Annotated in this window: 20 protein-coding genes; 9 read left to right on the forward strand and 11 right to left on the reverse strand. The window is 70.5% G+C overall.

Going from position 1 to position 25,929, the window contains the following annotated elements; all coding sequences use genetic code 11:
- Positions 1–42 precede the first annotated feature (42 nt).
- The 6 genes from ABZT04_RS26955 (at position 43) to ABZT04_RS26980 (ending at position 5,582) form a co-directional block, all read left to right on the forward strand.
- A complete protein-coding gene (locus ABZT04_RS26955) occupies positions 43–387 on the forward strand; it encodes a hypothetical protein (protein ID WP_356059562.1) in 345 nt (114 codons plus the stop codon).
- A 279-nt stretch (positions 388–666) separates the two neighbouring features.
- Positions 667–1,506 (forward strand): hypothetical protein, encoded by an 840-nt coding sequence (locus tag ABZT04_RS26960; protein ID WP_356059563.1) that lies wholly within the window; start codon positions 667–669, stop codon positions 1,504–1,506.
- Positions 1,507–1,631: 125 nt separating this feature from the next.
- Positions 1,632–2,444, forward strand: coding sequence for an SAM-dependent methyltransferase (locus ABZT04_RS26965; protein ID WP_356059564.1), 813 nt, complete (start codon positions 1,632–1,634; stop codon positions 2,442–2,444).
- Between the two features lie 40 nt (positions 2,445–2,484).
- Positions 2,485–3,888 (forward strand): glutamine synthetase family protein, encoded by a 1,404-nt coding sequence (locus ABZT04_RS26970; RefSeq protein ID WP_356059565.1) that lies wholly within the window; start codon positions 2,485–2,487, stop codon positions 3,886–3,888.
- A gap of 2 nt (positions 3,889–3,890) precedes the next feature.
- The gene (locus ABZT04_RS26975; protein ID WP_356059566.1) at positions 3,891–5,030 is read left to right on the forward strand and encodes an amidohydrolase family protein; all 1,140 of its coding nucleotides are present in this window, start codon (positions 3,891–3,893) and stop codon (positions 5,028–5,030) included.
- Positions 5,031–5,054: 24 nt separating this feature from the next.
- Complete coding sequence (locus ABZT04_RS26980) at positions 5,055–5,582, forward strand: NUDIX hydrolase family protein (RefSeq protein WP_355920266.1); 528 nt, start codon at positions 5,055–5,057, stop codon at positions 5,580–5,582.
- Between the two features lie 10 nt (positions 5,583–5,592).
- On the opposite strand, the gene ABZT04_RS26985 is transcribed toward ABZT04_RS26980, so the two are convergent.
- The 3 genes from ABZT04_RS26985 to ABZT04_RS26995 all read right to left on the reverse strand — a co-directional run bounded on the left by ABZT04_RS26985 (position 5,593) and on the right by ABZT04_RS26995 (position 9,640).
- Positions 5,593–5,925: a DUF2218 domain-containing protein gene (locus ABZT04_RS26985; protein WP_356059567.1), complete on the reverse strand. Its 333-nt coding sequence runs from the start codon at positions 5,923–5,925 to the stop codon at positions 5,593–5,595.
- Between the two features lie 136 nt (positions 5,926–6,061).
- Positions 6,062–7,003 (reverse strand): LacI family DNA-binding transcriptional regulator, encoded by a 942-nt coding sequence (locus tag ABZT04_RS26990; protein ID WP_356059568.1) that lies wholly within the window; start codon positions 7,001–7,003, stop codon positions 6,062–6,064.
- Between the two features lie 273 nt (positions 7,004–7,276).
- The gene (locus tag ABZT04_RS26995; protein WP_356059569.1) at positions 7,277–9,640 is read right to left on the reverse strand and encodes an FdhF/YdeP family oxidoreductase; all 2,364 of its coding nucleotides are present in this window, start codon (positions 9,638–9,640) and stop codon (positions 7,277–7,279) included.
- Between the two features lie 174 nt (positions 9,641–9,814).
- On the opposite strand from ABZT04_RS26995, the gene ABZT04_RS27000 reads away from it, so the two are divergent.
- Positions 9,815–10,735: a LysR family transcriptional regulator gene (locus tag ABZT04_RS27000; protein ID WP_356059570.1), complete on the forward strand. Its 921-nt coding sequence runs from the start codon at positions 9,815–9,817 to the stop codon at positions 10,733–10,735.
- A gap of 16 nt (positions 10,736–10,751) precedes the next feature.
- On the opposite strand, the gene ABZT04_RS27005 is transcribed toward ABZT04_RS27000, so the two are convergent.
- Positions 10,752–11,573, reverse strand: a complete 822-nt coding sequence (locus ABZT04_RS27005; protein WP_356059571.1) for a class I SAM-dependent methyltransferase — start codon at positions 11,571–11,573, stop codon at positions 10,752–10,754.
- 103 nt (positions 11,574–11,676) lie between these two features.
- Here ABZT04_RS27005 and ABZT04_RS27010 point away from each other — a divergent pair, with 103 nt between their 5' ends.
- A complete protein-coding gene (locus tag ABZT04_RS27010; protein ID WP_356059572.1) occupies positions 11,677–12,282 on the forward strand; it encodes a TetR family transcriptional regulator in 606 nt (201 codons plus the stop codon).
- A gap of 43 nt (positions 12,283–12,325) precedes the next feature.
- On the opposite strand, the gene ABZT04_RS27015 is transcribed toward ABZT04_RS27010, so the two are convergent.
- Positions 12,326–14,101 carry a tannase/feruloyl esterase family alpha/beta hydrolase gene (locus tag ABZT04_RS27015; protein WP_356059573.1) on the reverse strand — a complete coding sequence of 592 codons (1,776 nt, stop codon included), beginning with the start codon at positions 14,099–14,101 and terminating at the stop codon, positions 12,326–12,328.
- A 274-nt stretch (positions 14,102–14,375) separates the two neighbouring features.
- Here ABZT04_RS27015 and ABZT04_RS27020 point away from each other — a divergent pair, with 274 nt between their 5' ends.
- Positions 14,376–15,833: an MFS transporter gene (locus ABZT04_RS27020; RefSeq protein ID WP_356059574.1), complete on the forward strand. Its 1,458-nt coding sequence runs from the start codon at positions 14,376–14,378 to the stop codon at positions 15,831–15,833.
- 72 nt (positions 15,834–15,905) lie between these two features.
- Here the strand turns inward: ABZT04_RS27020 and ABZT04_RS27025 are convergent, their stop codons facing one another.
- The 6 genes from ABZT04_RS27025 to ABZT04_RS27050 form a co-directional block, all read right to left on the reverse strand.
- Positions 15,906–16,517, reverse strand: coding sequence for a sarcosine oxidase subunit gamma family protein (locus tag ABZT04_RS27025; protein ID WP_356059575.1), 612 nt, complete (start codon positions 16,515–16,517; stop codon positions 15,906–15,908).
- Entirely contained in the window at positions 16,510–19,755 is a 3,246-nt protein-coding gene (locus ABZT04_RS27030) for a sarcosine oxidase subunit delta family protein (protein ID WP_356059576.1), read from the reverse strand. The genes ABZT04_RS27025 and ABZT04_RS27030 overlap by 8 nt, the downstream gene beginning before the upstream one ends.
- A 12-nt stretch (positions 19,756–19,767) precedes the next feature.
- Positions 19,768–21,000, reverse strand: a complete 1,233-nt coding sequence (locus ABZT04_RS27035; RefSeq protein WP_356059577.1) for a sarcosine oxidase subunit beta family protein — start codon at positions 20,998–21,000, stop codon at positions 19,768–19,770.
- Positions 20,997–22,280 (reverse strand): serine hydroxymethyltransferase, encoded by a 1,284-nt coding sequence (gene glyA / locus ABZT04_RS27040; RefSeq protein ID WP_356059578.1) that lies wholly within the window; start codon positions 22,278–22,280, stop codon positions 20,997–20,999. Before glyA ends, ABZT04_RS27035 begins: the two co-directional genes overlap by 4 nt.
- A 21-nt stretch (positions 22,281–22,301) precedes the next feature.
- Entirely contained in the window at positions 22,302–24,740 is a 2,439-nt protein-coding gene (locus ABZT04_RS27045; RefSeq protein ID WP_356059579.1) for an FAD-dependent oxidoreductase, read from the reverse strand.
- A 216-nt stretch (positions 24,741–24,956) separates the two neighbouring features.
- Positions 24,957–25,919: an ABC transporter substrate-binding protein gene (locus ABZT04_RS27050; RefSeq protein ID WP_356059580.1), complete on the reverse strand. Its 963-nt coding sequence runs from the start codon at positions 25,917–25,919 to the stop codon at positions 24,957–24,959.
- Positions 25,920–25,929: the final 10 nt, after the last annotated feature.

A 25,929-nucleotide genomic window follows, 5' to 3' on the forward strand; every position in this document is an offset into this window, starting at 1 on the left:
GGACCCCGCTTCCCCGCCCGCCCACTCGACGGAGGACCCGCCATGAGCGCGGAACCCCGATCCGTACCGGAGACCTTCACGTTCACCTGCGGTGACTGCGGCCACTCCTGGGAGGCCACCTTCCAGGTCATGTTCTTCACCAACCCGACCGACGCCTTCGGACTGACCACACAGGAGTACGTCGACGAGGAGGGGAGGGCTCTGAGGTCACCCCTGGCCGACGCGATCTGCCCCGAGTGCGGCGGGCGCAGGGTGCGGGTACTGGAGGCCGGGCTCACCGAAGCCGAACGGGCGCGGCGGACGGAGCACGAACACCGCGCGCCGCACGAACACCGTCCACACCTGCCGCACCGGCACTCCGGGCCGCCGGACGACGGGACGCCCTGACCCACCATGCCCCCACATGAGCTCGCCCCCAGCCGGTGGGCCCACAGCGGACCAACTGAACGCCGGACTTTCCGAACCGGCTCGCCGCGCGGAGCATGAACCCGGCCCGCCACACAGGCACCACGAGCACCGTCCACATCTGCCACACCGGCACTCAAACCCGCCGGACGACCGGACGCCCCGACCCACCGTGACTCACCCGAACGGCCCCCTGCGCTGGAGGGCCGGGCTGCCCGGTGGTGCGCTGAGGGGACCCGCCGCTCCCCTGGAGGCTCCGCCATGCACCGACGCCTGTCCTCCCGCCCCGCCCGAAGCCTCGCCTCCGCCCTGGCCACGGGCACGCTGCTGACCTGCGCGGCCTGCTCCGGCGACGGCGGTCGTGCGGGCGGTGACAGCGCCTCGGACGTCGTCGCCTCCCCGCTCGCCGCCGACTCCCCGCTCGCCTCGCCCCACAGGTCGGCCGCCCCCGCCCTCACCGAGGCGGGAGCCAAGGCCGCGCTGATCACCGAGGCCGATCTGGAGGACAACTGGAACCAGGTGAAGAGTGCCGCCGACTGGGGCGACCGACTGTCCATCGGCAAGGTCGACGTCGCCGCCCTGCTCACCGCGAAGGCGAACGCCGCCGACTGCCAGAGACTGCTCGACGCGCTCTACGACGACGATCTCCTCGGCAAGCCGTCCGGCGCGTCCGCGCTGACCGGGTTCGAGCAGAGCGAGTCCCGATTGCTCTACCAGGTCGCCGCCTACGACCGGGCCCGGCTCGGTGCCTCCCTGAACTGGCTGAAGACCCTGCCGGTGAAGTGCGACCAGTTCACCGCGACCGACTCCAAGGGCGGGCATCGCACGGTCCAGGTGATCGAGAACCCGGTGCCCTCCGTGGGCGACGCCCGCCAGGGTCTCCAGGTGACCGTCACCGGCACCGGCGGCACCGAACCGACCACGCTCACCCTGGAGTTGGCCGTGGTCCGGGTCGGCACCGACGCGATCACCGTCACGTCCGGCGGTCTCGCCGGCACCGAGTCCGACACCACCCAACTGGCCGTCCGGCAGGGCACCACGCACCTGAAGGACGTACTGGCGGGGAAGACACCTCCCGCCCAACCCGGCAACCAGGACTGACGGTTCGCCCTCCCCGAAGGTGGACCGGAAGAAGATTCGGCCCGATCCTCGCGAACGCTTGGGCCCGGTGATCACCTCACGGCACAATGGCGGGGACGGCAACGCGGGCGAGAAGGAGCCAGGACGTGAGTGACAGCGACACCCCGGCAGAGGGACCGACCCGGCTCAACACCGGAGTGGCGCACAACGCGCGCGTCTGGAACTACTGGATCGGCGGCAAGGACAACTACGAGATCGACCAGCGAGTCGCCGAGCACGTCGCCGGAATGTTCCCGGTGATCCGTGAAGTGGCGCGCGCCGACCGGGACTTCCTCGGCCGCGCGGTCCGGTACCTCGCCGGCGAGCGCGGGGTACGGCAGTTCCTCGACATCGGCACCGGACTGCCGACCGTCGACAACACGCACGAGATCGCCCAGCGCGTCGCACCCGACGCGCGGATCGTGTACGTCGACAACGACCCGCTGGTGCTGATCCACGCCCGCACCCTGCTGACCAGCACCCCCGAGGGCGTCACCGACTACATCGACGCGGACGTTCACGACCCGGCGTCGATCGTCCAACGGGCGACGGACACCCTCGACTTCGACCGTCCCGTCGCGGTGATGATGCTCGGCATCCTCAACTTCATCCTGGACACCGAGGAAGCCCGGGATGCGGTACGCAGCGTCATGGCCTCGGTCCCCTCGGGCAGTTTCCTGGTCCTCACCCATCCCACCTTCGACGCCGACCTCGGCGGCGAGGGCAACGTCCCGGCCATGGAGTTCTGGAACGAGAACGCCACTCCCCCGATTACCGCCCGCAGCCGCGCGGACGTCGCCGCCTTCTTCGAGGGCCTCGACCTCCTGGACCCCGGCCTGGTGCCGTGCTCCCAGTGGCGCCCGGACTCCGACTCCCCGTCCGCGGTACCGCAGTTCGGAGCGGTCGCCGTGAAACCCTGACGGCGACACCGACCGCCCAGGACGCGACCGTGGAGGACGTATGACCACCCTTGCCGACCCGCTGCCCGGCGGCCGTCCCGGCGAGGTCGAGCGCGCCACCGCGCTGGCCGCGGAGCTGACCGGACGGGGTGTGCACGGGATCGTCCTGGCCTACGTCGACACCGCGGGCGTGGGCCGGGTGAAGACGGTCCCGACCGCGAGACTCGCGGCGGCCAGCGCCTGGGGCGTCGGCATGTCCCCGGTCTTCGACACCTTCCTTGCCAACGACTCCATCGTCACCACCGACGTCCTCGGCTCACCGGACGGCGATCTGCGCCTGTACCCCGACCTCGACCACCTCGCCGTGCTCGCCGGGCAGCCCGGCTGGGCCTGGGCGCCGGTCGACCGGATCACCCAGGAGGGCGAGCGGCACCCCGGCTGCAGCCGCACCTTCCTGCGCCACGTCGTCATGGACGCGGAAGAGCGGCACGGGCTCAGCTTCCGGGCGGGCATCGAGATCGAGTGGGCGCTCGGCCTGGACTCGGCGCCTGCCGGCGTGTTCGTCCCGGCCACCTCGGGTCCGGCCTACGGCGCCACCCGCCAGGTCGAGTTGAGCGACTACGGCGCCGACCTCCTGTCCGCCCTGGCGGCACAGGGCGTGGACGTCGACCAGTTCCATCCCGAATACGCGGCCGGGCAGTTCGAGTTGTCGGTGGGCGCGCTCGACCCGGTGGCGGCGGCCGACCGCAGTGTCCTCGTACGACAGACCGTCCGCGCGGTGTCCGGGCGGCACGGCCTGCGGGCCTCGTTCGCCCCGGCCGTCTTCGCGCAGGGAGTCGGCAACGGCGGGCACGTCCACCTCTCGGCCTGGCGCGACGGTACGAATCTGCACACCGGGGGCGAGCGCCGCCACGGCATGACGGTCGACGCCGAGTCCTTCGCCGCCGGAGTCCTCGCCCACCTCCCGGCCCTCACCGCGATCACCGCACCGAGCCCGGCCAGCTACTTCCGTCTCCAACCCTCCCAGTGGGCAGGGGTGTTCACCGCCTGGGGCCGCGAGACCCGCGAGGCCGCGGTGCGCGTGGTCACCGGTACGGCGGGGCAGCGCGCCCAGGCGGCGAACCTGGAGGTGAAGCCGGTCGACCTGGCCGCCAACCCGTATCTCGCCCTCGGCTGTCTGATCGCCGCCGGCCTCGACGGCCTCACCACGTCCGCTGCCCTGCCCGAAGAGACCACCGGAGACCCCGCGCACCTCGGCGCCCCCGAGGCGAAAGCCCGTGGCGTACGACGGCTGCCGACCTCCCTGGCCGAGTCCGTCGCGGAGTTCCGCGGGGACGAGCGGCTGCGGGCCGCGCTGGGGCCGGTACTCACCGACGCCGTCATCGCCGTACGGGAGGGCGAGATCGCGGCCGTGGACGGGCTGGACGACGAGCAGGTGGCGGCGGCGTACCGCTGGAGGTACTGACGGTGGGCGCCGGACCGGTCCACGAGACGCTCGCCGCACTGCCGTTGGTGGACCACCACTGCCACGGAGTCGTCACCGGCGACCTCGACCGGACCGCCTTCGAGTCGCTGCTCACCGAGGGGGACGTCTGGCCCGGCAGCGGCATCTCACCGTTCGACAGCCCGGTCGGCATCGCCGTGCGCCGGTACTGCGCACCCCTGTTGGACCTGGAGCGGCACGCGCCCGCCGACGACTACCTCGCCCGGCGCGCCGAGTTGGGGCCGGAGGAGGTGAACCGGCGTTTCCTGGCCGCCGCGCGGACCGGTGTGTTCTGCGTCGACACGGGGTTCGCCCCGGACTCCGTCACCCCGCCCGCCCAACTCGCCCACGCGGTCGGCGCGGTCGCCCATGAGGTCGTACGACTTGAGACCGTCGCGGAGTCCGTGGCCGCGCGGGGCGTCGAGGCGGACGGGTACGCCGACGCGTTCCGGGCCGCCGCGCTGGACGCGGTGCGGCGGCCGGGGGTGGTGGGGGTGAAATCGGTGGCCGCCTACCGGACCGGGTTCGCCCTCGACCCGACCAGGCCCTCGGCGGCGGAGGTGACGCGGGCCGCCCGGTCCTGGCTGGCTCGCGGTGGGCGGCTCGAAGACCCGGTGCTGGTACGGGAGTTGCTGTGGACGGCGGTCGACCTGGGTCTCCCCCTCCAACTGCACACGGGCTTCGGCGACAACGACCTCCGCCTGCACCGCACCGATCCCGCCCTGCTCACGGACTGGCTGCACCTGATCTCCGGCACGATCCCGGTGCTGCTGCTGCACTGCTGGCCCTATCAGCGTCAGGCCGGCTACCTGGCCGCCGTCTTCGAGCGGGTGTACCTGGATGTGGGGCTCACCCTGCATCATGTAGGTCCGGTCCGGGCTCGGGCGGTACTGGCAGAGGCGCTGGAGATCACACCCTTCCGCAAACTGCTGTACAGCTCCGACGCCTATGGTCTCGCCGAGTTCTACGGGCTCGGCGCGCTGGCGTTCCGCCGGGGCCTGGGGGATCTGCTCCAGGACCGGGTGGACGCCGACGAACTGGGCCTGCCCGACGCGCTGCGACTGGCGCGCTGGGCGGGAGCGGACAATGCCCGCCGGGTCTACCGGCTATCCGACGGACACTGAAAGTATGATCAAGCAATGTCTGACATGACCGACACCACGCCCGGTTGGCTGTCCGCCGACGACCTCGAACAGGCACGCGCGCGCATGCCGATCCTCTACGTCGAGGCGGTTCCCGTCCGCGTCGACGACAGCGGTGAGGTGACCAGCATCGGACTGCTGCTGCGCATCGGCCCGGACGGCACCGTCAGCCGCACCCTCGTCTCCGGGCGCGTACTGCACCACGAGCGGGTCCGTGACGCCCTGCTGCGCCATCTGGAGAAGGACCTCGGCCCGGTCGCGCTGCCCCGCATCCCGACCTCGCTGCAGCCGTTCACGGTCGCCGAGTACTTCCCGACGCACGGTGTCACCCCGTACCACGACCCCCGGCAGCACGCGGTGTCGCTCGCCTACGTCGTCCCGGTCACCGGTGACTGCCGGCCCCGGCAGGACGCCCTCGACCTGGTCTGGTTCAGTCCGGAGGAGGCCGCCTCGGAGGCGCTGCGGAGCGAGATGCCGGGCGGGCACGGGGTGTTGCTCAAGCAGGCGCTGGCGCACGTGGGCTGCGTGTCCTGACGGAGGGCGTTCAGCCGGTCTCGCCCGTGCTGCGCTGGCTGGTGCCGGGTTCGCCGGTGTCGCGGCGCCACTCGACGACGAGTTCGTCCTTGGTGCCGAAGCGGACCAGATGCCGGCCCACCACGTCCTCCAGCCGGCCGAGGAACTCGGGCTCCGCCTCCACCGCGAGCAGCAGCGCCCCCTCGGTGGCGGTCAGCGTTCCTGTGCCGTCCTGGAAGACGAGACGGCCCTCGCCGGTCTCCTCGTCCCAACTGGTCTCGCTGCGGCGGCCCAGGTGCGAGGCGAGCTGCTTGGCGTAGCGCTGCGGGCGGTCGGTGGCGACGCGTGCTTCGGAACGGGACATGGACGGCTCCTGGGTGGCGTGGACGCGGAACGAGTCGATGATGCCGGAGAGTTGGCCCGACGGCGCGGACCCGCTACCCGCCGAGTACCGAAACGTATGGATGCCCTCCGGGTCGCCTCACTTGCAGTCGCGCGGCTCAGGCCGACCCGCGTTCGATGACCCGCCCCGGCGCCCCGGTGATGCCGCCCGGGTCGAGGCCGAGTGCGACGCGAGCGGCGATGCGGCCGTGGGCCTCGGCGTCGATACGGACGGTGGTGAGCGCGGGGGTGACCAGGGCGCCGTACTCGGTGTCGTCGTAGCCGATGACGGCCATGTCGGAGGGGACGCCCAGACCGAGGTCGAGCAGGGCGGTCAGGGTGCGCAGGGCGGTGTCGTCGTCGAAGGCGGCGACCGCCGTCACCTCCGGGTGCGCGGCGCGGAACGCCCTGACGGCCTCCGTTCCGGCTTCCCTCAGCCGCGGCACGACGAAGGGCGTCAACGGCGGGAGCCCCAGCCGGTCCGTGGTCGCGCGGGCGAAGCGCAGGCGCAGTTCGGTCAGCGGATAGTCGTGGCTGTGCAGGGCCATCCCCATGTGGCTGTGGCCCCGGTCCGCCAAATACCCGATCTGCAGGGCTGCGTGGGCGGCGAAGCCGCTCCTCCAGTCCTCCTCGTCGGGTTCGTAGCCGCTCAAGTAGGGCTCGGCGAAGCGGAGTACGGCGCGGGGCGCGATGGTGTCCAGGATCTGCTGGGTCGACTGCGGCGCCGAGTGGCCGTGCCGCACGAGCAACACATGGTCGTGGGCGGCGAGTTCGTCGTCCAGGCCGCGGACGTAGCTGCGCGAGTAGTTGCCCTCAAGACCCCAGTCGATGTTCAGTACGACGATCCGCGAGGAGCCTTCCCGCAAGGCTCGTGCGATCCCGTGCGGGACGTAGCCGAGGTCACGGGCCGCGCCCTTGACCCGCTCGCGCGTCGCCGCCGAGATCGTCTGGTTCGGATCGTCGTTCAGGACGAAACTCACGGTGGCCCGCGACACCCCGCTCGCCGCGGCGACATCGTTCAGCGTCACCCGCCGCGACCCGCCCATCATCGTTCCCCGCATCCGACTGCCGTACTTCTGCCGAAACCTCGCATGTCCGCACCCTAATCCAGGGGGCGCGCGTTCGTTCCGCGAGATCACCGCGGGATTCACGTGATCACCGACGTGCGCGCCTCACACTGGCGCCGGTCCTCCGGATACGGCTTTTGGAACGAGCCCGAAGGAGGGCCCGCCCTCGGCGACGCCCCAAGTGACCGCCGTCCGCACGGCCGCGAGGGCGCTCGGGCGGGGGGGCTCGTGTCCGTCGCGGACGCGGAGGTACGGGCCCCCGGACGGTCACCCCGCCGGTACTGGCGCCACCTCGGAGACCCGCTCCAGCCGGACCACGACGCTCTTGGAGGTGGGGGTGTTGCTGATGTCGGCGACGCTGTCGAGCGGGACGAGGACGTTGGTCTCCGGGTAGTAGGCGGCCGCGGAGCCCGGTGGGGTGGAGTAGGCGACGACCCGGAAGGCCTCGGCGCGGCGTTCCACGCCGTCCTGCCAGACGCTGACCAGGTCGACCAGGTCGTGGTCGGCGAGGCCCAACTCCCTGAGGTCCGAGGGGTGGACGAGGACGACGCGGCGGCCGCCCTTGATGCCCCGGTAGCGGTCGTCCATCGCGTAGGGGATGGTGTTCCACTGGTCGTGGGAGCGCAGGGTCTGCAGGATCAGGTGGCCCTTCGGTGCCCGGAGCATGGTGAAGTCGTTGCGGGTGAACACGGCTTTGCCGCTGGGGGTGTTGAAGGTCATCCGGTTGACCGGGTTGGGCAGCCGGAAGCCTCCGGGCTGCCGTACGCGGGTGTTGAAGTCGTCGAAGCCGGGCACCACGCGGGCGATCCGGTCGCGGACGGTGTCGTAGTCGGCCTCGAACTCCGCCCAGGGGATGGCGGGTTGGTCGCCGAGGACCAGCCGGGCGAGGCGGGTGATGATGGAGACCTCGCTGAGCAGCCGGTCGGAGGCGGGGGCGAGGCGGGTGATGATGGAGACCTCGCTGAGCAGCCGGTCGGAGGCGGGGGCGAGTCGGCCCCGGGTGGTGTGCACCTCGCTCATCGAGTCCTCGACCGTCATGAACTGCTCGCCGCCCGCCTGGACATCGCGGTCGCTGCGGCCCAACGTCGGCAGGATCAGGGCGGTTTCGCCGCACACCGCGTGGGAGCGGTTGAGCTTGGTGGAGATGTGCGCGGTCAACCGGCAGGTGCGCATGGCCCGTTCGGTGGCGTCGCTGTCGGGGGTGGCACGGACGAAGTTGCCGGCGACTCCGAGGAAGAGCTTCGCGCGGCCGTCCCGCATGGCCCGGATGGAGTCGACCGAGTCCAGGCCGTGCCGCGTGGGCGGGGTGAAGCCGAACTCCCCTTCCAGCGCGTCCAGGAAGGCCTGCGGCACCCGCTCCCAGATGCCCATCGTGCGGTCGCCCTGCACGTTGCTGTGCCCGCGCACCGGGCACACCCCGGCCCCCGGGCGGCCGATGTTGCCGCGCAGCAGAAGGAAGTTGACCACCTCACGGATGGTCGGCACGCCGTGCTTGTGCTGGGTCAGTCCCATCGCCCAGCACACGATGATCTTCTTGCTGCCGAGCACCCGCGCGTGGACCTCCTCGATCTCCTCGCGGCTCAGCCCGGTCGCGTCGAGTACGTCGGCCCAGTCGGTCTTGCGGGCTTGTGCGGCGAAGTCGTCGAAGCCGTTGGTGTGCGCGGCGATGAACTCCCGGTCCAGGACCGTGCCGGGGCGTTCGTCCTCGGCTTCGAGCAGCAGCAGGTTGAGCGCCTGGAACAGGGCGAGGTCGCCGCCGGGCCGGATCTGCAGGAACTGGTCCGCGATGGCCGTGCCCCGTCCGATCACTCCGCGTGCTTTCTGCGGGTGCTTGAACCTCAACAGCCCGGCCTCGGGCAGCGGGTTGACGGCCACGACCTTCCCGCCGCGCAGCTTGGTCTCCTCCAGGGCGGACAGCATGCGCGGGTGGTTGGTGCCCGGGTTCTGTCCTACGACGAACACCAGGTCGGCGTCGTAGATGTCGTCCAGGCTGACGCTGCCCTTGCCGATGCCGAGGGTCTCGTTCAGGGCCGAACCGCTCGACTCGTGGCACATGTTGGAGCAGTCGGGCAGGTTGTTGGTGCCGTAGGCGCGGGCGAACAACTGGAGCAGGAAGGCGGGTTCGTTGGCGAGCCGGCCCGAGGTGTAGAAGAGGGCCTCGTCGGGGCTGTCCAGGGCGCGGAGTTCGGCGGCGAGCAGTCCGAGGGCCTCGTCCCAGCCGATCGGCTCGTAGTGGTCGGCGCCGGGGCGCTTGACCATGGGTTCGGTGAGCCGGCCCTGCTGGTTGAGCCAGTAGTCCGAGGCGGCGCCCAGTTCCGCGATGGTGTGCTGCCGGAAGAAGTCGGCGGTGATCCGGCGCGAGGTGGCCTCGTCGGCGATGTGCTTGGCGCCGTTCTCGCAGTACTCGTTCTTGTGCCGCTTGCCCGGCGCGGGCTCCGGCCAGGCACAGCCCGGGCAGTCGAAGCCCTTGGTCTGGTTGATGTTGAGCAGGGTCAGGGCGGTGCGGCGCACGGTGGTCTGCCCGAGGGCATATTGCAGGGCGTGGGCGACGGCCGGTGCTCCGGTCGCCCAGGTCTTGGGAGCTGTGACGGACAGGTTTTCCTCGCCCGGATCCTCGATGCCGCCGCCCATCACAACCGCCGTGCCTCTCGTCCGCTCATCGATCGCGCGCGGGCCGATGCCCCGCCCTCCGCACTCTCCTTCGCCGGGTGATCACGGTCAAACACACAGATGTGATCACGTGATAGGCGGCATCTATCAGCGGGTCGTACGGGCGATGGCGCCGACGCGAGGTAGACCTGTGGCGTGCTGCTTCGCCAACTCGAATACCTCGTCACCCTTGCGCGCGTACGCCACTTCGCCCGCGCGGCGCAGGAGTGCTATGTCTCACAGCCCGCGCTCTCCGAGGCCATCCGCAAGCTGGAGGAGGAGCTGGACGTGCCCCTGGTGCGGCGGGGCCGCAGGTTCGAGGGGCTCACACCGGAGGGCGAGCGCATCGTCGTATGGGCGCAGCGCATTCTCGCCGACCGGGACGCGATGACGGAGGAAGTGCGGGCGCTGCGCGGCGGGTTGAGCGGCCGGCTGCGCATCGGATCCGTGCCGACCGCCTCGACGGCGGTGTCCCTGCTGACCGAACCGTTCTGCACGGAGAACCCCCTCGCGACCGTGCAGGTGCTCGCCGATCTGCGGACGGAGGACATCGTCGAGAAACTCAAGGCGTACGAACTCGACGCGGCGATCACCTACTTCAGCGCCTCCGCCGCCCGCCGGTTCCGGTTCATCGCCCTCTACCGGGAGCGGTACGTCCTGCTGACGCGGACACCGCCCGACGCCGGGCAGCCGGCCGAGGCGTCCTGGGCGGAGGCCGCCCAGCAACCCCTGTGTCTGCTGCATCCGATGATGCAGGGCCGCCGCGTACTGGACGCCGTCTTCGAGGAGGTGGGCACCCCCGCGCGGCCGCGCGTCGAGACCGACTCCATCGCGTCGTTGTTCGCGCATGTGAGAACGGGCCGCTGGGCGAGCGTCGTCCCCCACGCCTGGCTGCATGTCTTCGGCGTACCCGCCGGCATGCGGGCGGTGCCACTGGTGAACCCCGTCCGCACGGAACGCATCGGCCTGCTGCTGCCGCGCCGTGAGCCGATCTCCGTGACGGGGCAGGCGCTGGTCGAGATCGCGGCGCGGGTGGATGTGGCCGGTACGTTGGAGCGGGTTCCGGGGCGGATGTGACTGAGGCCGACCGCCGTCACCCGGTCCGTGCAGCGGTGGCCGCCACTGTGGCATAGCGCATCGTGAAGCTGCCGCCCGCCTCGTCCACGGCCGCGCCGACGCCCTCCAGAAGTGGCTCCAGTTTCTCCCGCGGGAGCCGGGTCAGCAGGCCGATCGTGGGCAGTTGGTCCAGCCACGCGTCCCGGGTGTAGGTCCGCTCCCAGTCGAACCGCCACTCCTCCGCGTCGCCGAACCCGCCTGCCGTACGGAACCCGTCGGCGGTCTTGGTGAGCATCGCCGCGTAGGTGCTCTCGGGCGGCCCGGTCAGGCTCCCGAGGTTGACCGGTATCTCGGGCACCACTCGGGCGAAGACCTCGGTGAAGACTTCCGCGATGTCGGGCGGGAGTTGGAGGACGTGCCAGAACGCGGCCAGTCGTCCACCGGGGCGCAGTACCTGTGCGGCCTTGGCGGCGCCCGCGACCGGGTCGATCCAGTGCCAGGCCTGGGCGGCGACCACCGCGTCGAACGCCCGCCCGGCCGGGTCCCAGGTCTCCAGGGTCGACACCTCGACGTCGACGCCGAGCCGTCGCGCCACCTCGGCCATCCGTGCGTCGGGTTCGACGCCGAGCACCCGGCAGCCCGCCTGCTGGAACTGCCGTGCCGCGATGCCTGTTCCGCAGCCGGCGTCGAGGACGTCGGGTCCGGGGCTTTCGTCGACGATCCGGTCGATCAGGGCGTCGGGATAGCGGGGCCGGGCACGCTCGTAGCGTTCGGCGTCGGTGCCGAACGACTCCGCGATCTGCCGGGCCCGATGCGAGTCCTGCACGCTGAGCCGCTGTTCAGGGGTGGGAGTGGGCATGCGCCCACCATAGTGGGCACTCGCCCACTCGTCTACGGTGGGGCGCGCGCCCACCTGCCCGGGCGGGGCAGGGCGCGGAAGGAAGAAGGAAGGTCGCACCGGTATGCCGACAGGGGTGGCCCTGCGTGATCCGCGTGAGCAGTTGTTCGACGCCGCCGAGCGGATCCTGCTCCGGGACGGGCCGAACGCGCTGACCAGTCGGGCGGTGACCACGGAGGCGGGCTGCGCCAAGGGCGTTCTGCACCGCCACTTCGCCGACTTCGACGCCTTCCTGGCCGAGCTGGTCCTGGACCGCATCGGCCGGCTCGACGCCCAGTCCACCGCCCTGCGCGAGGCCGCCGGGACCGGCACCGTCGCCGACAACCTCACCGGCGCGCTGTCGGACCTGTTCGGTTCGGTCGCGGTGGCGATCGTCGGCCTGGTCATCTCCCGGGACGCCCTGCGCACCCGGCTGCGCCGCACCACGCCGACCGGCATCCCGCTGCTGACGGAAGGCACCGCGATGTTCGCGTCGTACCTCTCGGCGGAACGCGACCTCGGCCGTATCGCACCGGACGCCGACATCGACACCCTCGCGCGCACGCTGATCGGAGCGGGGCACCTCCTGGCCGCCGGTCAGGACAACGGCCCGCCGGAGACCGAGGCGCTGCGCCGGGTGGCGACGACGGTGACCGGCGGGGTCGTCACGACGACGCGGCCCCCGGCGTAGAGCCGGGGACCGCGAGGTCAATCAGCGGACTGCCTGGGGCGGTTCAGTTCTTGCCCTTGGTGACGACCCACTGGCGGCCCACCCAGTTGCCGACCGTCTCGTAGCCGGAGCGGAAGGAACCGAGCCAGTTCAGCTTGAGGCCGGCCTCGGCGGTGGACTTGACGGGGGTGTAGCTGCTCGCGTCGGTGGCCGAGCCGCCGGTGGTGTTCTTGGCGTAGTACGGGAAGGGGTAGACCGGGCGGGTCGCGGTGGTGGTGCCGCCGCTGTCGACCGACTTGGTCGTCAGGCTGTCCGGGGCCGTGCCCTTGGTTACCCAGTCGGTGATCGCGGTCAGCGCGTCGAAGGTGTCCGGGCCCTGGCCGCCGCCGCAGTGCGCGACGCCGGGGAGCAGGAAGAGCCGGGCGAAGGTCTTGGTGGCCGCCTCGCCGCCCATGACCTTCTCAACCGCCTTGTAGTAGGCCATCGTTCCCACGGCCGGGATGTGCTGGTCGCCCAGGCCATGCCAGAGGATGAGCTTGCCGCCGGCCTTCTTGAACGCGGTGAGGTCGGGGTCGGTGGCGTCGTACATGCCCTCGTCGGGCCGCATGACCTTCTTGTAGTAGGCGGCCGTGAACTTGATGTCCTTGTACGTCAGGGTGGGTTGGGGGCTGTCGAAGATCTGGTAGCGCAGGGTCTCGCGGACGAAGCTGATGTCGCCGCTGGAGCCGGTGGCGGTGGCCGGGGTGATGATGCCGGCCCAGTTCAGCTCGGAGCCGCGCAACTGGTAGCCCGGGTAGAGGAGTTGGCCGTGCTCGTCGGTGGGTCCGGCGTAGATGCGGCGCAGGGTGGTGACCTGGTCGGCGGTCAGGCAGTAGGCGTCGGACGTCGAGGTCTGCCCGGTCTCGCACTGGATGGTGCCGGGGTCCCAGGTGCAGCTCAGCGGGTCGGCGATGATGCCGTCGGCAGGGGCGCCGCACCCCTTGAGCACGGCCTTGTGGAGGTCGGCGAGGTCGGCGTTGGTGAGGGTGGCCGGGCCGCCGTTCAGGTACACGGACTGGGCGGTCCAGGCATGCGAGAAGGTGTTCAGCGCGGTGAAGTTGTTGGCCGGGGCGCCGGCGATGATGCCGTCGAAGTCGGTCGGGTAGCGCTGAGCCTCGGTCAGGGCCTGGTGGCCGCCCTGGGAGCAGCCGTCGAAGTAGGAGTGGGTGGCCGCCTGGCCGTAGTACTTCTCGATGACGGCCTTGGACGCCTGGACCAGTTCGTGGTCGGACTTGTAGCCGAAGTCGGCGCTCAGGGTCGGGTCGGTGGAGAAGAGGCCGCCGCCCTGGTAGTGGCCCTCGTCGCTGGAGGCCACGGCGAAGGCGCCGGTGGTCAGCGGGACGCAGCCGGTCGAGGCGGGCGCGTTGGTCACGTTGGTGTTGCCGCACAGGCCGCCGCAGCCGACCTGGAGGTAGTTGGCCTGCCAGCCGGTCTCGGGCAGCTTGATCTCGAAGTGGAGCTGCGGGGCGATGACGCCCTTGACGTCACAAGCGGCCCAGTTGCCAAGGGTGTTGGCGCTCGCGGCGAGCTCGGTGGCCGAGGTGATCTCGAAGGGAACGCCGGGGACGGCGGCGGCCAGGTCGAGTTGGGCGATTCCGGAGCAGGACATGGCCGGTGCGATGCCCGAGGTCGTTGTGCTCGCCGAAACGGCGTTGGCGGAAGCCGAGTCGGCTGCCTGCGAGCTGCCGGTCGCGCTGTTGGCCAGCGCCACGCTCGCACCCGTCACCAGTGCGAGGGCTGCCGCGAGGGTGGCTATGAAGGTGGCCGAATTCCACCGACACCTTCTGAACAGCTTGGGCATGCCGGGTACTCCGTTCGATCGCCGATTGGGGGACGTGCGGGGGCACGGCGAGGAACGTAACCCTCCGACAATCCGCAGGCAATAGCGTCGACCAGATTGTTGACGATTTTGTCGAAGAGATTCGAAGAGATTCGAAGAGATTGCGCCAACATCACTCCGCGCCTATTTCCGCGCATCCCATTGATTGTACCGACCGTACGGTCTAACTTATCGGCCAGCCTCGCCCGGCCGGAGCCGCCCTCCGGTCCACCGCTCACCCATGGAAGGCCGCGCCATGTCACAGACCCGGACCAGTCCCCCCTCGGCGGACGAGAGACCACCGTCCACCACACGCAACGTCCTCGTCGTCGTCGCCCTCGTCTGGACCGTCCAACTGGTCTCGCTCGTCGCCGCGTTGTCCGGCATCGCGCAGGCCGACATCGCGATCCACTTCAGGACGACCGAGATCGCCTGGTTCACCCTGATGACCCTGTTGACCGGGACCTTCTTCCTGCCGTTCGTGGTCAAGGCCGCGGCCATCTTCGGCAAGAAGCGCGTCCTGCTGGTCGCCACCGGGCTCGGCTTCGCCGGCGACCTGCTCGCCGCCGTCGCCACCGACTACCGCACCCTGCTGATCGGCCGCGGCATCGCGGGCATCTACGCCGCGACGGCCCCGCTCGCCTACGCCATCACCCGTGACGTCTTCCCGCGCCGCTGGGTCGGACTCGCCAGCGGCATCCTGGCCGGCGGCGTCGGTCTGGTCGCCTTCGGCGGGCCGTTCCTGTCCGGCTGGCTGCTCGACGACTACGGCTTCCGGGGCGTGCTGTGGTTCATGGCCATCAGCACGGCCGTCAGCTTCCTGCTGGTGGCGGTGTTCGTGCCGGAGAGCCCGATCCGCGCGGCGGCCGGCCGTATGGACTGGGTCGGCGGACTCCTCCTGGGCGGCGGCGTCACGGCGGTCGTCTACGCGGTCGGCCAGGGCTCCCACTGGGGCTGGGGCAGCGGCAGGTTCGTCGGCTGGGTCGTCGGGGCGGCGATCGCGCTGGTCGTCTTCGTCCTCGTCGAACGCCGGGTCGCCGAACCGCTCTTCCCGCTGTCCATGACCCGCCGCCGTCCGGTGTGGACCGTCCTGCTCGCCACCTCGATCGCGGCGGGCTCGCTCAGCGCCGTGGGCGTGGTGCTGCAACTGCTCATCCTGATGCCGAACATCCCCACCATCTCCGAAGGCCTCGGCTGGTCCGGCACCCACAACGCCATCGTCACCAGCCCGATCAGCGCCATGATCATCGTGGGGGCGGTCGGCACCGGCCTGCTCGCCCGCCGGGTGGACGCCCGCCTCCTGCTGGCCACCGGCTCCGCGCTGACGGCGATCGGCTACGGCATCGGCACGCACCTGCACCACAACGCCCCGCAGATCATCGAGATGGGGGTGATCGCCGGACTCGGCACGGGCATCGTGGTCGCCGTCGTCCCCATCATGATCATCGAGGTGGTCAGCCCCGAGGAACAGGCGCTGGCCAACGGCGTCCAGACCCTGGGCCAGGGCGTGGCCCAGATCGTCGTCTCCCAGTTGGCCTTCGTCGTGATGGCCCAGCACGGGGCGGTCCTCAAGGGCACCCAGTTCTATCTCGACAAGGGTTTCACCAACGGGCTCTGGCTGGTGGTCGGTTGCGTCACCGCGGGCGCGCTGCTCGTCGCTCTCATCCCCAGGAGCAAGCGCCTCGACGAGGCGGAGGTCGGCCAGGCCGCCTGAGGCCGTGAACACCGAACACTCCGAAGGCTGTTCTCCCGGCGACGGGCGAACGGCCTTCGGCGTGCGGACGGTTCAGTCGTGCCGCACGTACTCCGTCGCCGCGTCGAGCAGCCAGTCCGTCAGATACCCGGCGAAGGACGAGCGGACCAACACCCAGAATCCGGCGCCGAGTTGATCCCGGGCGACCAACACGACCTGGGCGCGGGCCAGGGTGGTCTGGGCACAGCGTCCGGGGCCGAAGGCACGCGGGTGCAGGTCCAGGGGGCAGCCGTGGGCGAGCAGGTCGCGGGCACGGGCACCCGAGACGAGCAGGGTGGTGCGCTGGGCCGAGACATCGGTGACGGCCACGAACCCGTCCCCGCTCGCCTCCCGGATCCGGTTCTCCCACTCCCCCTGGCTGTCCGGCGGCCCCACGAGCAGCCATTCGTCGGGACCTAGCCACAGCGCGGTCAACTCCCCGGACCGCACAACGGTGTTGGGCTCAAGCGGCAGCGACAGACCAAGCGCCAGTCCTACGGCGTCCGCCGCCGCGCCCTTCGGGTCGAGCCGGACGTTCACCTGGGCCAGGAAGGGCAGTTCGGCCAGCCGGACCGCTCCGCCGGAGGAGCGGGTCACGTCGGCCATCCGCTCCGCGGCACCGGCGAGGGGGCTGCGGCGGGGCACGGAAAGGGCGGTGTCAGCCATCGCGGCGGGCTCCCTCGGGGTCGTAGAGGACGGGGCTTGCGACGGTGACCGGGATCAACCGGTCGCCCACGGGGGCGTAGAGGCGCTCGCCGATGCGGTCCCGGCCGCCCTTGACCAGGGCGAGGGCGAAGGTGCGGCCGAGGGCGGCGCTGCGGTAGCTGGAGGTGACATGGCCGAGCATCGGGACGGGCGGGGGCGGGAGCACGCTGTCCGCGACCAGTTGGGTGCCCTCGGGCAGGAAGGCGCCCGGATCGTCGGGGAGCAGGCCGACGAGGTGTTTGCGGTCGGGGCGGACGGCGTCGGCGCGGGCGTAGGAGCGCTTGCCGATGAAGTCGGGCTTCTTCTTGGACACCGCCCAACTCATGCCGAGATCCTGGGGAGTCACGGTGCCGTCGGTGTCCTGGCCGATGATCGGGTACCCCTTCTCGGCGCGCAGGACGTGCATGGTCTCGGTGCCGTACGGGGTGATGCCGAAGGGAGCACCGGCCTCGTAGAGCGCCTCCCACAGGGCCAGGGCCTCCCAGGGTGACACGTTGATCTCGTAGGCGAGTTCGCCGGAGAAGCTGATCCGGCACACCCGGGCGTCGATGCCGGCGACGGTGGTGTCCCGCCAGGACATGAACGGGAAGTCGTCGTTGCCGACGGCCAGTCGGGGCGCGAGCGAGCCGAGGACCTCGCGGGAGCGGGGGCCGACCAGGGCGACGGTGGCCCACTGTTCGGTCACCGAGGCGCAGCGGACGCGGAGTTCGGGCCACTCGGTCTGGTGCCACTCCTCCATCCAGTCGAGTACGGCGGCCGCGTTGCCCGTGGTCGTGGTGACCAGGTAGCGGTCCGGGGCGAGGCGGATGGCGGTTCCGTCGTCGAAGACCATGCCGTCCGGGCGGCACATGACGCCGTAACGGATCATGCCGACCTTCAGGTTGCTCATCATGTTCGTGTAGAGCCGGTCGAGGAAGACGGGCGCGTCGGGGCCCTGCACGTCGATCTTGCCGAGGGTGGAACCGTCCATGAACGCGACGCCCTCGCGGGCCGCCGCGCACTCGCGCAGGACGGCCCTCTCCATGTCCTCGCCGTCCTGCGGGTAGTACCAAGGGCGCTTCCACTGACCGACGTTCTCGAACCGGGCGCCCTGCATGACATGCCAGTCGTGCAGCGCGGTCGTACGGACCGGGTCGTGCAGCGTGCCCCGGTCGCGGCCCGCGAGGGCGGCGAAGGAGACGGGGGTGTAGGGCGGACGGAAGGTGGTCGTGCCGAGGAACGAGACGTCCACGCCCAGGAGTTCGGCGACCACGCCGCTGGCCAGGATGCCTGAGGTCTTGCCCTGGTCGTTGGCGGTGCCGGCCGTCGTGTAGCGCTTGGTGTGCTCGACCGAGTTGAGGCCTGCGCCGGTGGCCCGGGTCAAGTCGCCCACGGTGACGTCGCGTTGGAGGTCCACGAAGCGGGGCGCGTCGGCGGTGCCCGGGACGAGGAAGACGTGCATGGCGGGGGTGGTGCCGGGTTCGGTGGGCACCTGGGGCAGGTTCGGTGCCTCGACTGTGTAGCCCTCGGCCTCGATCGCACGGGCGCCTGCCGCCGCGCCCTGTGCGAGGACCGCGGCCAGGTCGAGGACACCGTTCGCGCTGCCCGCGACCTCGACCGCCTGCCGGCAGGTGTCAGGGACGAACGAGCCGAGGATGTCGTCGTGGCGCAGCTTTCCACCGGCCTGGCTGAACAGGTGGGCCACCGGGTTCCAGCCGCCGGACACCAGGAGGAGATCAGCGGCGAACTGGCGGGTCGTTCCGGCCACTTCGCCGTACGGGGCCGTCGTCACGGCGGTCAGTCGTGGGGTGCCCTCTGTGCCGACGACGGCGTGTCCGGCCAGCACCTCGATTCCGGCCTCGCGCGCTCGGCGCGCCCACTCCGCCGGTTCGGACGGGCGGGTGTCCACGATCGCGGCGACCTCGACGCCCGCCGCCGCGAGGTCCAACGCGGCCGCGTACGCACTGTCGTTGGTGGTGAACACGACGGCCCGCCTTCCGGGCAGAACGCCGTACCGGTTGACGTAGGCGCGGGCCGAGGTGGCTAGCATCACGCCGGGGCGGTCGTTGTCCGCGAAGGCGAGAGAGCGTTCGTGGGCACCGGTCGCGAGGACGACGCGGCGGGCCCGGATACGCCAGACGCGTTCCCGGGAGACATGGGCGGGGGCGGCGGCGCCGAGGTGGTTGGTGCGGCGTTCGACGGCGAGGAGGTGGTTGTCGTCGTAGTGGCCGAAGACGGTGGTGCGGGACAGCACGCGCACGTCGGGCGCGGTGGCCAGCCGGTCGCTCAACTCGCCGACCCAGTCGAGGAGTTGCGCCGTATCGAGCAGACTACCGCCCAGTTCGGGGCGGTCGTCGGCGAGGATGACGCGGGCGCCGGTGTGCGCGGCGGCTTCCGCTGCCGCGAGGCCCGCCGGGCCGGCGCCGACGATCAGCAGATCGCAGTGGGCGTGTACGGCGTCGTAGCGGGCCGGGTCCGGTTCGGTGGCGAGGCGGCCCTGGCCGGGGAGGCCGGTCGCCACCAGGCCGTCGTACAGCTCGACCGTGGTCGCGGGGAGCATCGGCTCGGGGAAGGGGGCTTCGATCTGGATGACGGCGTTGGGTTCTTCGACTCCGGCCGTGAAGATGCCTCGGGGGCGGCCGAGTTTGATGCTGGTGCCGGTTTCGATGAGGCCGTTGGCGAGGAGGGCGGAGGCCAGGGTGTCGCCCTTGTAGCCCGTGTATTCGGTGCCGTCGAAGGTGAAGGTGAGGGGGGTGTCTCGGTGGATTCGGCCTCGGGTGGGGTGGCGGTGCGGGTGCGAGTTCGGCTGGTGTGCTGGGGGCTCCGCCCCCAGACCCCCGATCGGCCCTGAAGGGGCCTCGTCCTCAAACGCCGGACGGGCTGAAATTGCTGGCCCTCGTTGAAAAGTGGACGCCGGACGGGCTGAATGTTCCTGACCCGACTGGGGAGTGGCCGGTCGCTCCTCCCCCGCCCGGTACACCGTCAGGATCTCGTTCGTCGACGTGTCGCGTACGGCGTTGAACCAGCGGCGGCAACCGGACGCGTGGCTCCACCGTTCCGCGAACGGGCCCTTCGGGTTGTCGCGGAAGAACAGATAGCTCGCCCACTCCTCGTCGGTCAGGCCGGCGGGGTTCTCGGGGTAGGCCACATGGGCCTGGCCGCCGTAGTGGAACTCGGCTTCGTCGCGGGGCCCGCACCAGGGGCAGGGGATCAGCAGCATGGTTCGGGCTCCCTAGTGGGCCACCGCGGCGGCGCCGTGCTCGTCGACGAGCGCGCCGGTGGTGAAACGGTCGAGCGAGAAGGGGGCGTTGAGGTGGTGAGGGGTGTCGTGGGCGATGGTGTGGGCGTAGACCCAGCCGACGCCGGGCGTGGCCTTGAAACCGCCGGTCCCCCAGCCGCAGTTGAGGTAGAGGTTGGCGATGGGCGTGACGCCGACTATGGGTGAGGCGTCGGGGGTGACGTCGACGATGCCGCCCCACGTGCGCAGGACGTGCGCGCGGGCGAAGACCGGGAACAGCTCCAGGGCCGCCGCCATCTGCTCCTCGATGATGTGGAACGCACCGCGCTGGGTGTACGAGTTGTACGAGTCGATGCCCGCACCCATCACCAACTCACCCTTGTGCGCCTGGCTCACGTACACGTGCACCGCGTTGGACATGACGACGGTCGGGTGGACGGGCTCCAGCAGCTCCGAGACCAGGGCCTGCAACGGGTGGCTCTGGAGCGGGAGTTGGATGCCCGCCATGGCGGCGAGGACGGACGTGTGGCCGGCCGAGCACAACGCCACCTTCCCCGCGGCGATCGGGCCGAGTGTGGTCTGTACGCCGGTCACCCGGCCGTCCTTGATGTCCAGGCCGGTGACCTCGCAGTTCTGGATGAGGTCGATGCCGGCGGCGTCGGCGGAGCGGGCCAGGCCCCAGGCGACGTGGTCGTGCTTGGCGATGCCGGCGCGTGGTTGGTAGGTACCGCCGAGTACCGGATAGCGCACGTCCGGCGAGGTGTTGACGATCGGGCAGACCTCTTTGACCTGCCGTTCGTCGAGCCACTCCGCGTCCACACCGTTGAGGCGGTTCGCCTCCACTCGGCGCACGCTGTCGCGGACGTCCTGGAGGCTGTGGGCGAGGTTGAGGACTCCGCGCTGGGAGAAGAGGATCGGGTAGTCCAGCTCCTCCTCCAGTCCCTCCCAGAGTTTCAGGGCGTGTTCGTAGATACCCGCGCTCTCGTCCCACAGGTAGTTGGAGCGGATGATCGTGGTGTTGCGGGCCATGTTGCCGCCCGCCAGCCAGCCCTTCTCCAGGACGGCGACATTGGTGATGCCGTGGTTCTTCGCCAAGTAGTGGGCGGTGGCGAGGCCGTGGCCGCCGCCGCCGACCACGATCACGTCGTACGAGCGCTTCGGCTCGGGTGTGCGCCAGAGCCAGTCCGGGTGTTCGGGGAGGTCGGCGCCCGGGGTGCGGGGGGTCATCGGGGGGCGTCCTCCTCGGACAGGTGCGGGTAGAGCGGGTGTTTCGCGGCGAGGGCCTCCGTGCGGGCATGCAACTCGCCGATGTCCGGGGCCGGTTGGAGGGCCAGCGCGATCACGTCGGAGACCTCCGCGAAGTCCTCCTCCGTGAAGCCTCGGGTGGCCAACGCCGGTGTGCCGATGCGCAGGCCCGACGTCACCATGGGCGGGCGTGGGTCGAAGGGCACGGCGTTGCGGTTGACGGTGATGCCGATCTCGTGAAGGAGGTCCTCCGCCTGCCTGCCGTCCAGTTCGGAGTCGCGCAGGTCGACCAGGACGAGGTGGACATCCGTGCCGCCGGTGAGGACCTTCACCCCGGTGGCCGCCACATCGGTACGCGTGAGGCGTTCGGCGAGGATGCGGGCACCGGCGAGCGTGCGGGCCTGGCGTTCGGCGAACTCGGGTGAGGCCGCGACCTTGAATGACACCGCCTTCGCGGCGATGACATGTTCCAGGGGGCCGCCCTGCATGCCGGGAAACACCGCCGAGTTGATTTTCTTGGCGAGGTCGGCCTCGTTGGTGAGGATGACGCCGCCGCGTGGCCCGCCGAGGGTCTTGTGGGTGGTCGTGGTCGTCACGTGGGCATGCGGGACCGGGTTGGGGTGCAGCCCTGCCGCGACCAGGCCCGCGAAGTGCGCCATGTCGACCATCAGCAGGGCGCCCACCTCGTCGGCGATCCGCCGGAAGGCCGCGAAGTCCAACTGCCGTGGATACGCGGACCACCCCGCGATGATCATCTTGGGGCGGTGCTCCTTGGCGAGGCGCTCCACCTCGTCCATGTCGACCAGGTTGTCGGTCTCCCCCACGTGGTACGGCACCACGTTGAGCATCTTGCCGCTGTAGTTGAGGCGCATGCCGTGGGTGAGGTGTCCGCCGTGGGCGAGGTCGAGGCCGAGGATGGTGTCGCCGGGCTTCAACAGGGCGAAGAACACGGCCGTGTTGGCCTGTGCGCCCGAGTGCGGCTGGACGTTCGCGAAGCCCGCGCCGAACAGGGACTTGACCCGCTCGATCGCCAACCGCTCGGTGACGTCGACGTGTTCGCAGCCGCCGTAGTAGCGGCGGCCGGGATAGCCCTCCGCGTACTTGTTGGTGAGGACCGAGCCCTGGGCCTCCAGTACGGCGGAGGGCGCGAAGTTCTCGGAGGCGATCATCTCCAACGTGGACTGCTGACGGTGGAGTTCGGCCCGGAGCGCGGCGTGGACCTCGGGGTCCAGGTCCGCCAAAGGGGTGTTGAGCGCGTTCATACGGCGTTCGCGTCCTTCCGGCTAGCCGCGGAGGCGGGACATCGTCGGGTCGAACAGTGGCTCCTGGGCGACGACCGCCTCGACGCGCTCGTCGAAGTAGCCGATGTGCAACGTCGTTCCGGGGGTGGCGAGTTCGGCCGGGAGCCAGGCGTAGGCGATGCCCTTGCCGATCGTGTAGCCGTAGGCGGCGCTGGTGACATACCCGACGGCGCGCTCGCCGTCGTAGACCGGCTCCTTGCCCATGACGACGGACCGGGGGTCGTCGATGGTGAGACAGGTCAACTGCCGTCGTACGTCCGCCTTTCGGCGCTCCAGCGCGGCCTTTCCGATGAAGTCGCCCTTGTCGAGCTTGACGGCGAAGCCGACGCCGGCCTCGTAGGGGTCGTGCTCGTAGGTCATGTCGGTGCCGAAGGAGCGGTAACCCTTCTCCAGGCGGAGGCTGTTGAAGGCGCCGCGGCCCGCGATGACACCACCGAGGGGCTGCGCGGCCTGCCACAGGGTGTCCCAGAGTTTCTGGCCCTGGTCGGCGGTGGTGTACAGCTCCCAGCCGAGTTCGCCGACGTAGGAGAGACGCATGGCGGTGACGGGGACCGAGCCGATGTAGGCCTTCTTGGCGCGGAAGTACTTGAGGCCGTCGTTGCTGAAGTCCTCGTCCGTCAGGGGCTGGAGGACCTTGCGGGCGAGGGGGCCCCACAGGCCTATGCAGCAGGTGCCGGGGGTGATGTCACGGACCTGGACCGTGCCGTCGGCGGGCAGGTGGCGGGTGAGCCAGTCGAGGTCGAGGTTGCCGTTGGCGCCGACCTGGAAGTGGTCGCGGGTCAGGCGGGCGACGGTGATGTCGCTGCGGATGCCACCGTCGTGGTCCAGGAGCAGGGTGTACGTCACCGAGCCGACCGACTTGGCGACCTTACCGGTGACCAGGCCCTCCAGGAAGTCGGCGGCGCCGGGGCCGGTCACCTCAAGGCGTTTGAGGGCCGTCATGTCATACATCGCCACGGTCTCGCGGGTGGCCTGCGCCTCGGCGCCGACGATCGGTGACCAGTACTGGGCCGCCCAGTCGTTCGGGGTGGGGATCGAACGGCCTTCCAGCAGGCCCGAGTTGGCCTCGTACCACTGCGGGCGCTCCCAGCCGTTCGCCTCCAGGAAGAACGCGCCGTGTTCCCGCTGGCGGGTGTGGAAGGGGCTGGTGCGGATCGGGCGCGGGGCGCCGGACGGCTGGAGGGGGTGGAGGATGTCGTAGACCTCCACGAAGTTCTGGCAGTCGCGGGTCAGGACGTATTCGGGGGCGAGTTGGTGCGGTTCGAAGCGGTTGACGTCGCACTCGTGGAGGTCGAAGGACGAGCAGTGGCCGTCGACCAGCCATTCGGCCATCGCGCGGCCGACGCCCGCCGAGTGCGTGACCCAGACCGCCTCGGCGACCCAGAAGCCCTTGACGTCCGGGGACTCTCCGAGGAGGGGGAAGTTGTCGGTGGTGAAGGAGAAGAGGCCGTTGATGCCCTCCTCGATCTTCGCGTCCCGGGTCGCGGGAAGGAGGGAGCGGGTCTCGGTCCAGGCGTCCGCGAAGTCGTCCTCCGTGAACTTCAGGACGGACGGCATACCGTCGGCCGCGTCGACGGAGAGGATGTCGTCCGCGGTGGTGGGCATGGGGCGGTGGCCGTAGTAACCGATGCCGATGGTGTCGAAGCGGTCGCGGTAGTAGAGGTCGGCGTCCTGGTGGCGCAGGATCGGACGGACCGCCTCATCGGTCTGACCGGCGAGGGCCGGTACGGGACCGGTCCAGGCGAGCTGGTGGCCGAGCGGGGTCAGCGGGAGGTTCATGCCGACCATGCGGGCGATCCTCGGGCCCCAGATGCCGGCGCAGCACACGACGATGTCGGCGGGGATCTCACCCTGGTCGGTGAGGACGCCGGTGACGCGGTCCTCGGACCGCTGGACGTCCAGGACCTCGTGGCGGGCCAGGAAGGTCACTCCGCGTTCCGTGGCGCGACGGATCTGGGCCTCCACGGCGAGGACCGCCTTCGCGAGGCCGTCGGTGGGGACCAGGAGGCCGCCGAGGACCCTGTCCGGGTTGACCAGCGGGTGCTGCTCGACGCACTCCTCGGGGCTCAGGAGCCGGGCTTCGATGCCCCAGGCGGTGATCCAGCCGTGGCGGCGGTGGAGTTCGGCGAGGCGCTCGGGGGTGGTGGCGACTTCGAGACCGCCGACCTGGAGGAAGCAGGGCTTGCCGTCGACGTCGAGGGAGCAGAACTTCTCGACCGTGTAGCGGGCCAACTCGGTCATCGTCTTTGAGGAGTTGGTCTGGAAGACCAGCCCGGGGGCGTGCGAGGACGAGCCGCCGGTGGCGGGCAGCGGGCCCTGGTCGACCACGGTCACCTCGGTCCAGCCTCGCGCGGAGATCTCGTCCGCGAGCGCCGCCCCCACGACGCCCGCTCCGATGATGACCACTCGGGGTCCCGCCATCGCCGCACCTCCGGCTAGAGAGCAATCCGGTTGCTGTCTGCGCAACATGCTTCAGGTTGCGCAACTCAATGTGCCCGGCACGAGGAGTAGGTGTCAAGGGGGCCGTGACGTCGGGCGACGCCCCTGATCACCGGCCGGAACACGGCAATGCCCGGTGGGCGGTACGCACGTTCGCGCACCACCCACCGGGCAGGGTCAACCAGGTTTCCGCTGCGGCTACTTCAGCCAGGCGTCCACCTTCGCCTTGTTGGCGTCGACCCACTTCTTCGCCGCCGCGTCGTCGGACAGCTTGTCCTGGGCTATGTACTTGGCGACGGTGTTCTGGTCCTCGTTCGTCCAGTTGAAGTTCTTCACCAGGTTGTAGGCGGGGCTGCCCGACTTGGCGAACTTCGCGCTGACGATCTTGTCGAGGTTGTAGACGGGGTAGTCGCAGGCGATCTTCGACGCGACGGCGTCACAGCCCGTCGTGTACGCGGGCAGCGACACCTTCTTGAGCGCGACCTCGGAGAGAAACCACTGCGGCTCGTAGAAGTAGCCGATGACCCACTGCTTGTTCTTCTCGGCGGTGCGGAAGGCCTGGATGAGCGCGGTCTCGCTGCCCGCGTACACCACCTTGAAGTCCAGCTTCAGATTCTTCACCAGCGCGGCGTCATTGGTGACGTACGAGGGGTCGCCGTCGAGGAGTTGGCCCTTGCCGCCCGACTCGGAGGTCTTGAACTTGGACGCGTACTTGTTGAGGTTCTTGTAGTTCAGGATGTCCGGGTGGGCCTTCGCGAGCCACGGCGGCACGTACCAGCCGATGATGCCTTTGTTGCCGGTCTGGCCGGCCTCGACGGCGGTCTTCTGGCCGGTGATGTACTTCTTCTTGAGGTCGTCGTGGCCCCAGTTCTCCAGGACGGCGTCGACCTCACCGGTCCCGAAGCCCTGCCAGGCGATCTCCTCTTTGAGGTCCTTCTTGTCGACCGTACAGCCGAGTTGGTGCTGGGCGACGTACGCGACGACCGCCGCGTCCGCCTCGTAGCCCACCCACGGGTTGACCGCGAGGTTGAAGGTCCCGCACTTGCCCGAGCTGCTGCTCGATCCCGAGGACGTGTCGCCGACCTTCGCCCCGCCGCAGGCGGTGAGGGTGAGGCCGAGGACGGCCAGACCGGCCGCGCCGGTTCGCCAGTGTCTTGCCATGGTGTCGTGC

The organism is Streptomyces sp. NPDC005492, assembly GCF_040605995.1.
Lineage (GTDB): Bacteria > Actinomycetota > Actinomycetes > Streptomycetales > Streptomycetaceae > Streptomyces.

Coding starts and splice junctions, on each gene's coding strand:
- ABZT04_RS26980 (WP_355920266.1), top strand. CDS start 5,055: ATGACCGACACCACGCCCGGTTGGCTGTCCGCCGACGACCTCGAACAG.
- ABZT04_RS26990 (WP_356059568.1), bottom strand. CDS start 7,003: ATGCGGGGAACGATGATGGGCGGGTCGCGGCGGGTGACGCTGAACGAT.
- ABZT04_RS27030 (WP_356059576.1), bottom strand. CDS start 19,755: ATGCTGCTGATCCCCTGCCCCTGGTGCGGGCCCCGCGACGAAGCCGAG.
- ABZT04_RS26995 (WP_356059569.1), bottom strand. CDS start 9,640: ATGGGCGGCGGCATCGAGGATCCGGGCGAGGAAAACCTGTCCGTCACA.
- ABZT04_RS27025 (WP_356059575.1), bottom strand. CDS start 16,517: ATGGCTGACACCGCCCTTTCCGTGCCCCGCCGCAGCCCCCTCGCCGGT.
- ABZT04_RS26985 (WP_356059567.1), bottom strand. CDS start 5,925: ATGTCCCGTTCCGAAGCACGCGTCGCCACCGACCGCCCGCAGCGCTAC.
- ABZT04_RS27035 (WP_356059577.1), bottom strand. CDS start 21,000: ATGACCCCCCGCACCCCGGGCGCCGACCTCCCCGAACACCCGGACTGG.
- ABZT04_RS26960 (WP_356059563.1), top strand. CDS start 667: ATGCACCGACGCCTGTCCTCCCGCCCCGCCCGAAGCCTCGCCTCCGCC.
- glyA (WP_356059578.1), bottom strand. CDS start 22,280: ATGAACGCGCTCAACACCCCTTTGGCGGACCTGGACCCCGAGGTCCAC.
- ABZT04_RS27010 (WP_356059572.1), top strand. CDS start 11,677: ATGCCGACAGGGGTGGCCCTGCGTGATCCGCGTGAGCAGTTGTTCGAC.
- ABZT04_RS27015 (WP_356059573.1), bottom strand. CDS start 14,101: ATGCCCAAGCTGTTCAGAAGGTGTCGGTGGAATTCGGCCACCTTCATA.
- ABZT04_RS27050 (WP_356059580.1), bottom strand. CDS start 25,919: ATGGCAAGACACTGGCGAACCGGCGCGGCCGGTCTGGCCGTCCTCGGC.
- ABZT04_RS27020 (WP_356059574.1), top strand. CDS start 14,376: ATGTCACAGACCCGGACCAGTCCCCCCTCGGCGGACGAGAGACCACCG.
- ABZT04_RS27045 (WP_356059579.1), bottom strand. CDS start 24,740: ATGGCGGGACCCCGAGTGGTCATCATCGGAGCGGGCGTCGTGGGGGCG.
- ABZT04_RS26970 (WP_356059565.1), top strand. CDS start 2,485: ATGACCACCCTTGCCGACCCGCTGCCCGGCGGCCGTCCCGGCGAGGTC.
- ABZT04_RS26955 (WP_356059562.1), top strand. CDS start 43: ATGAGCGCGGAACCCCGATCCGTACCGGAGACCTTCACGTTCACCTGC.
- ABZT04_RS27005 (WP_356059571.1), bottom strand. CDS start 11,573: ATGCCCACTCCCACCCCTGAACAGCGGCTCAGCGTGCAGGACTCGCAT.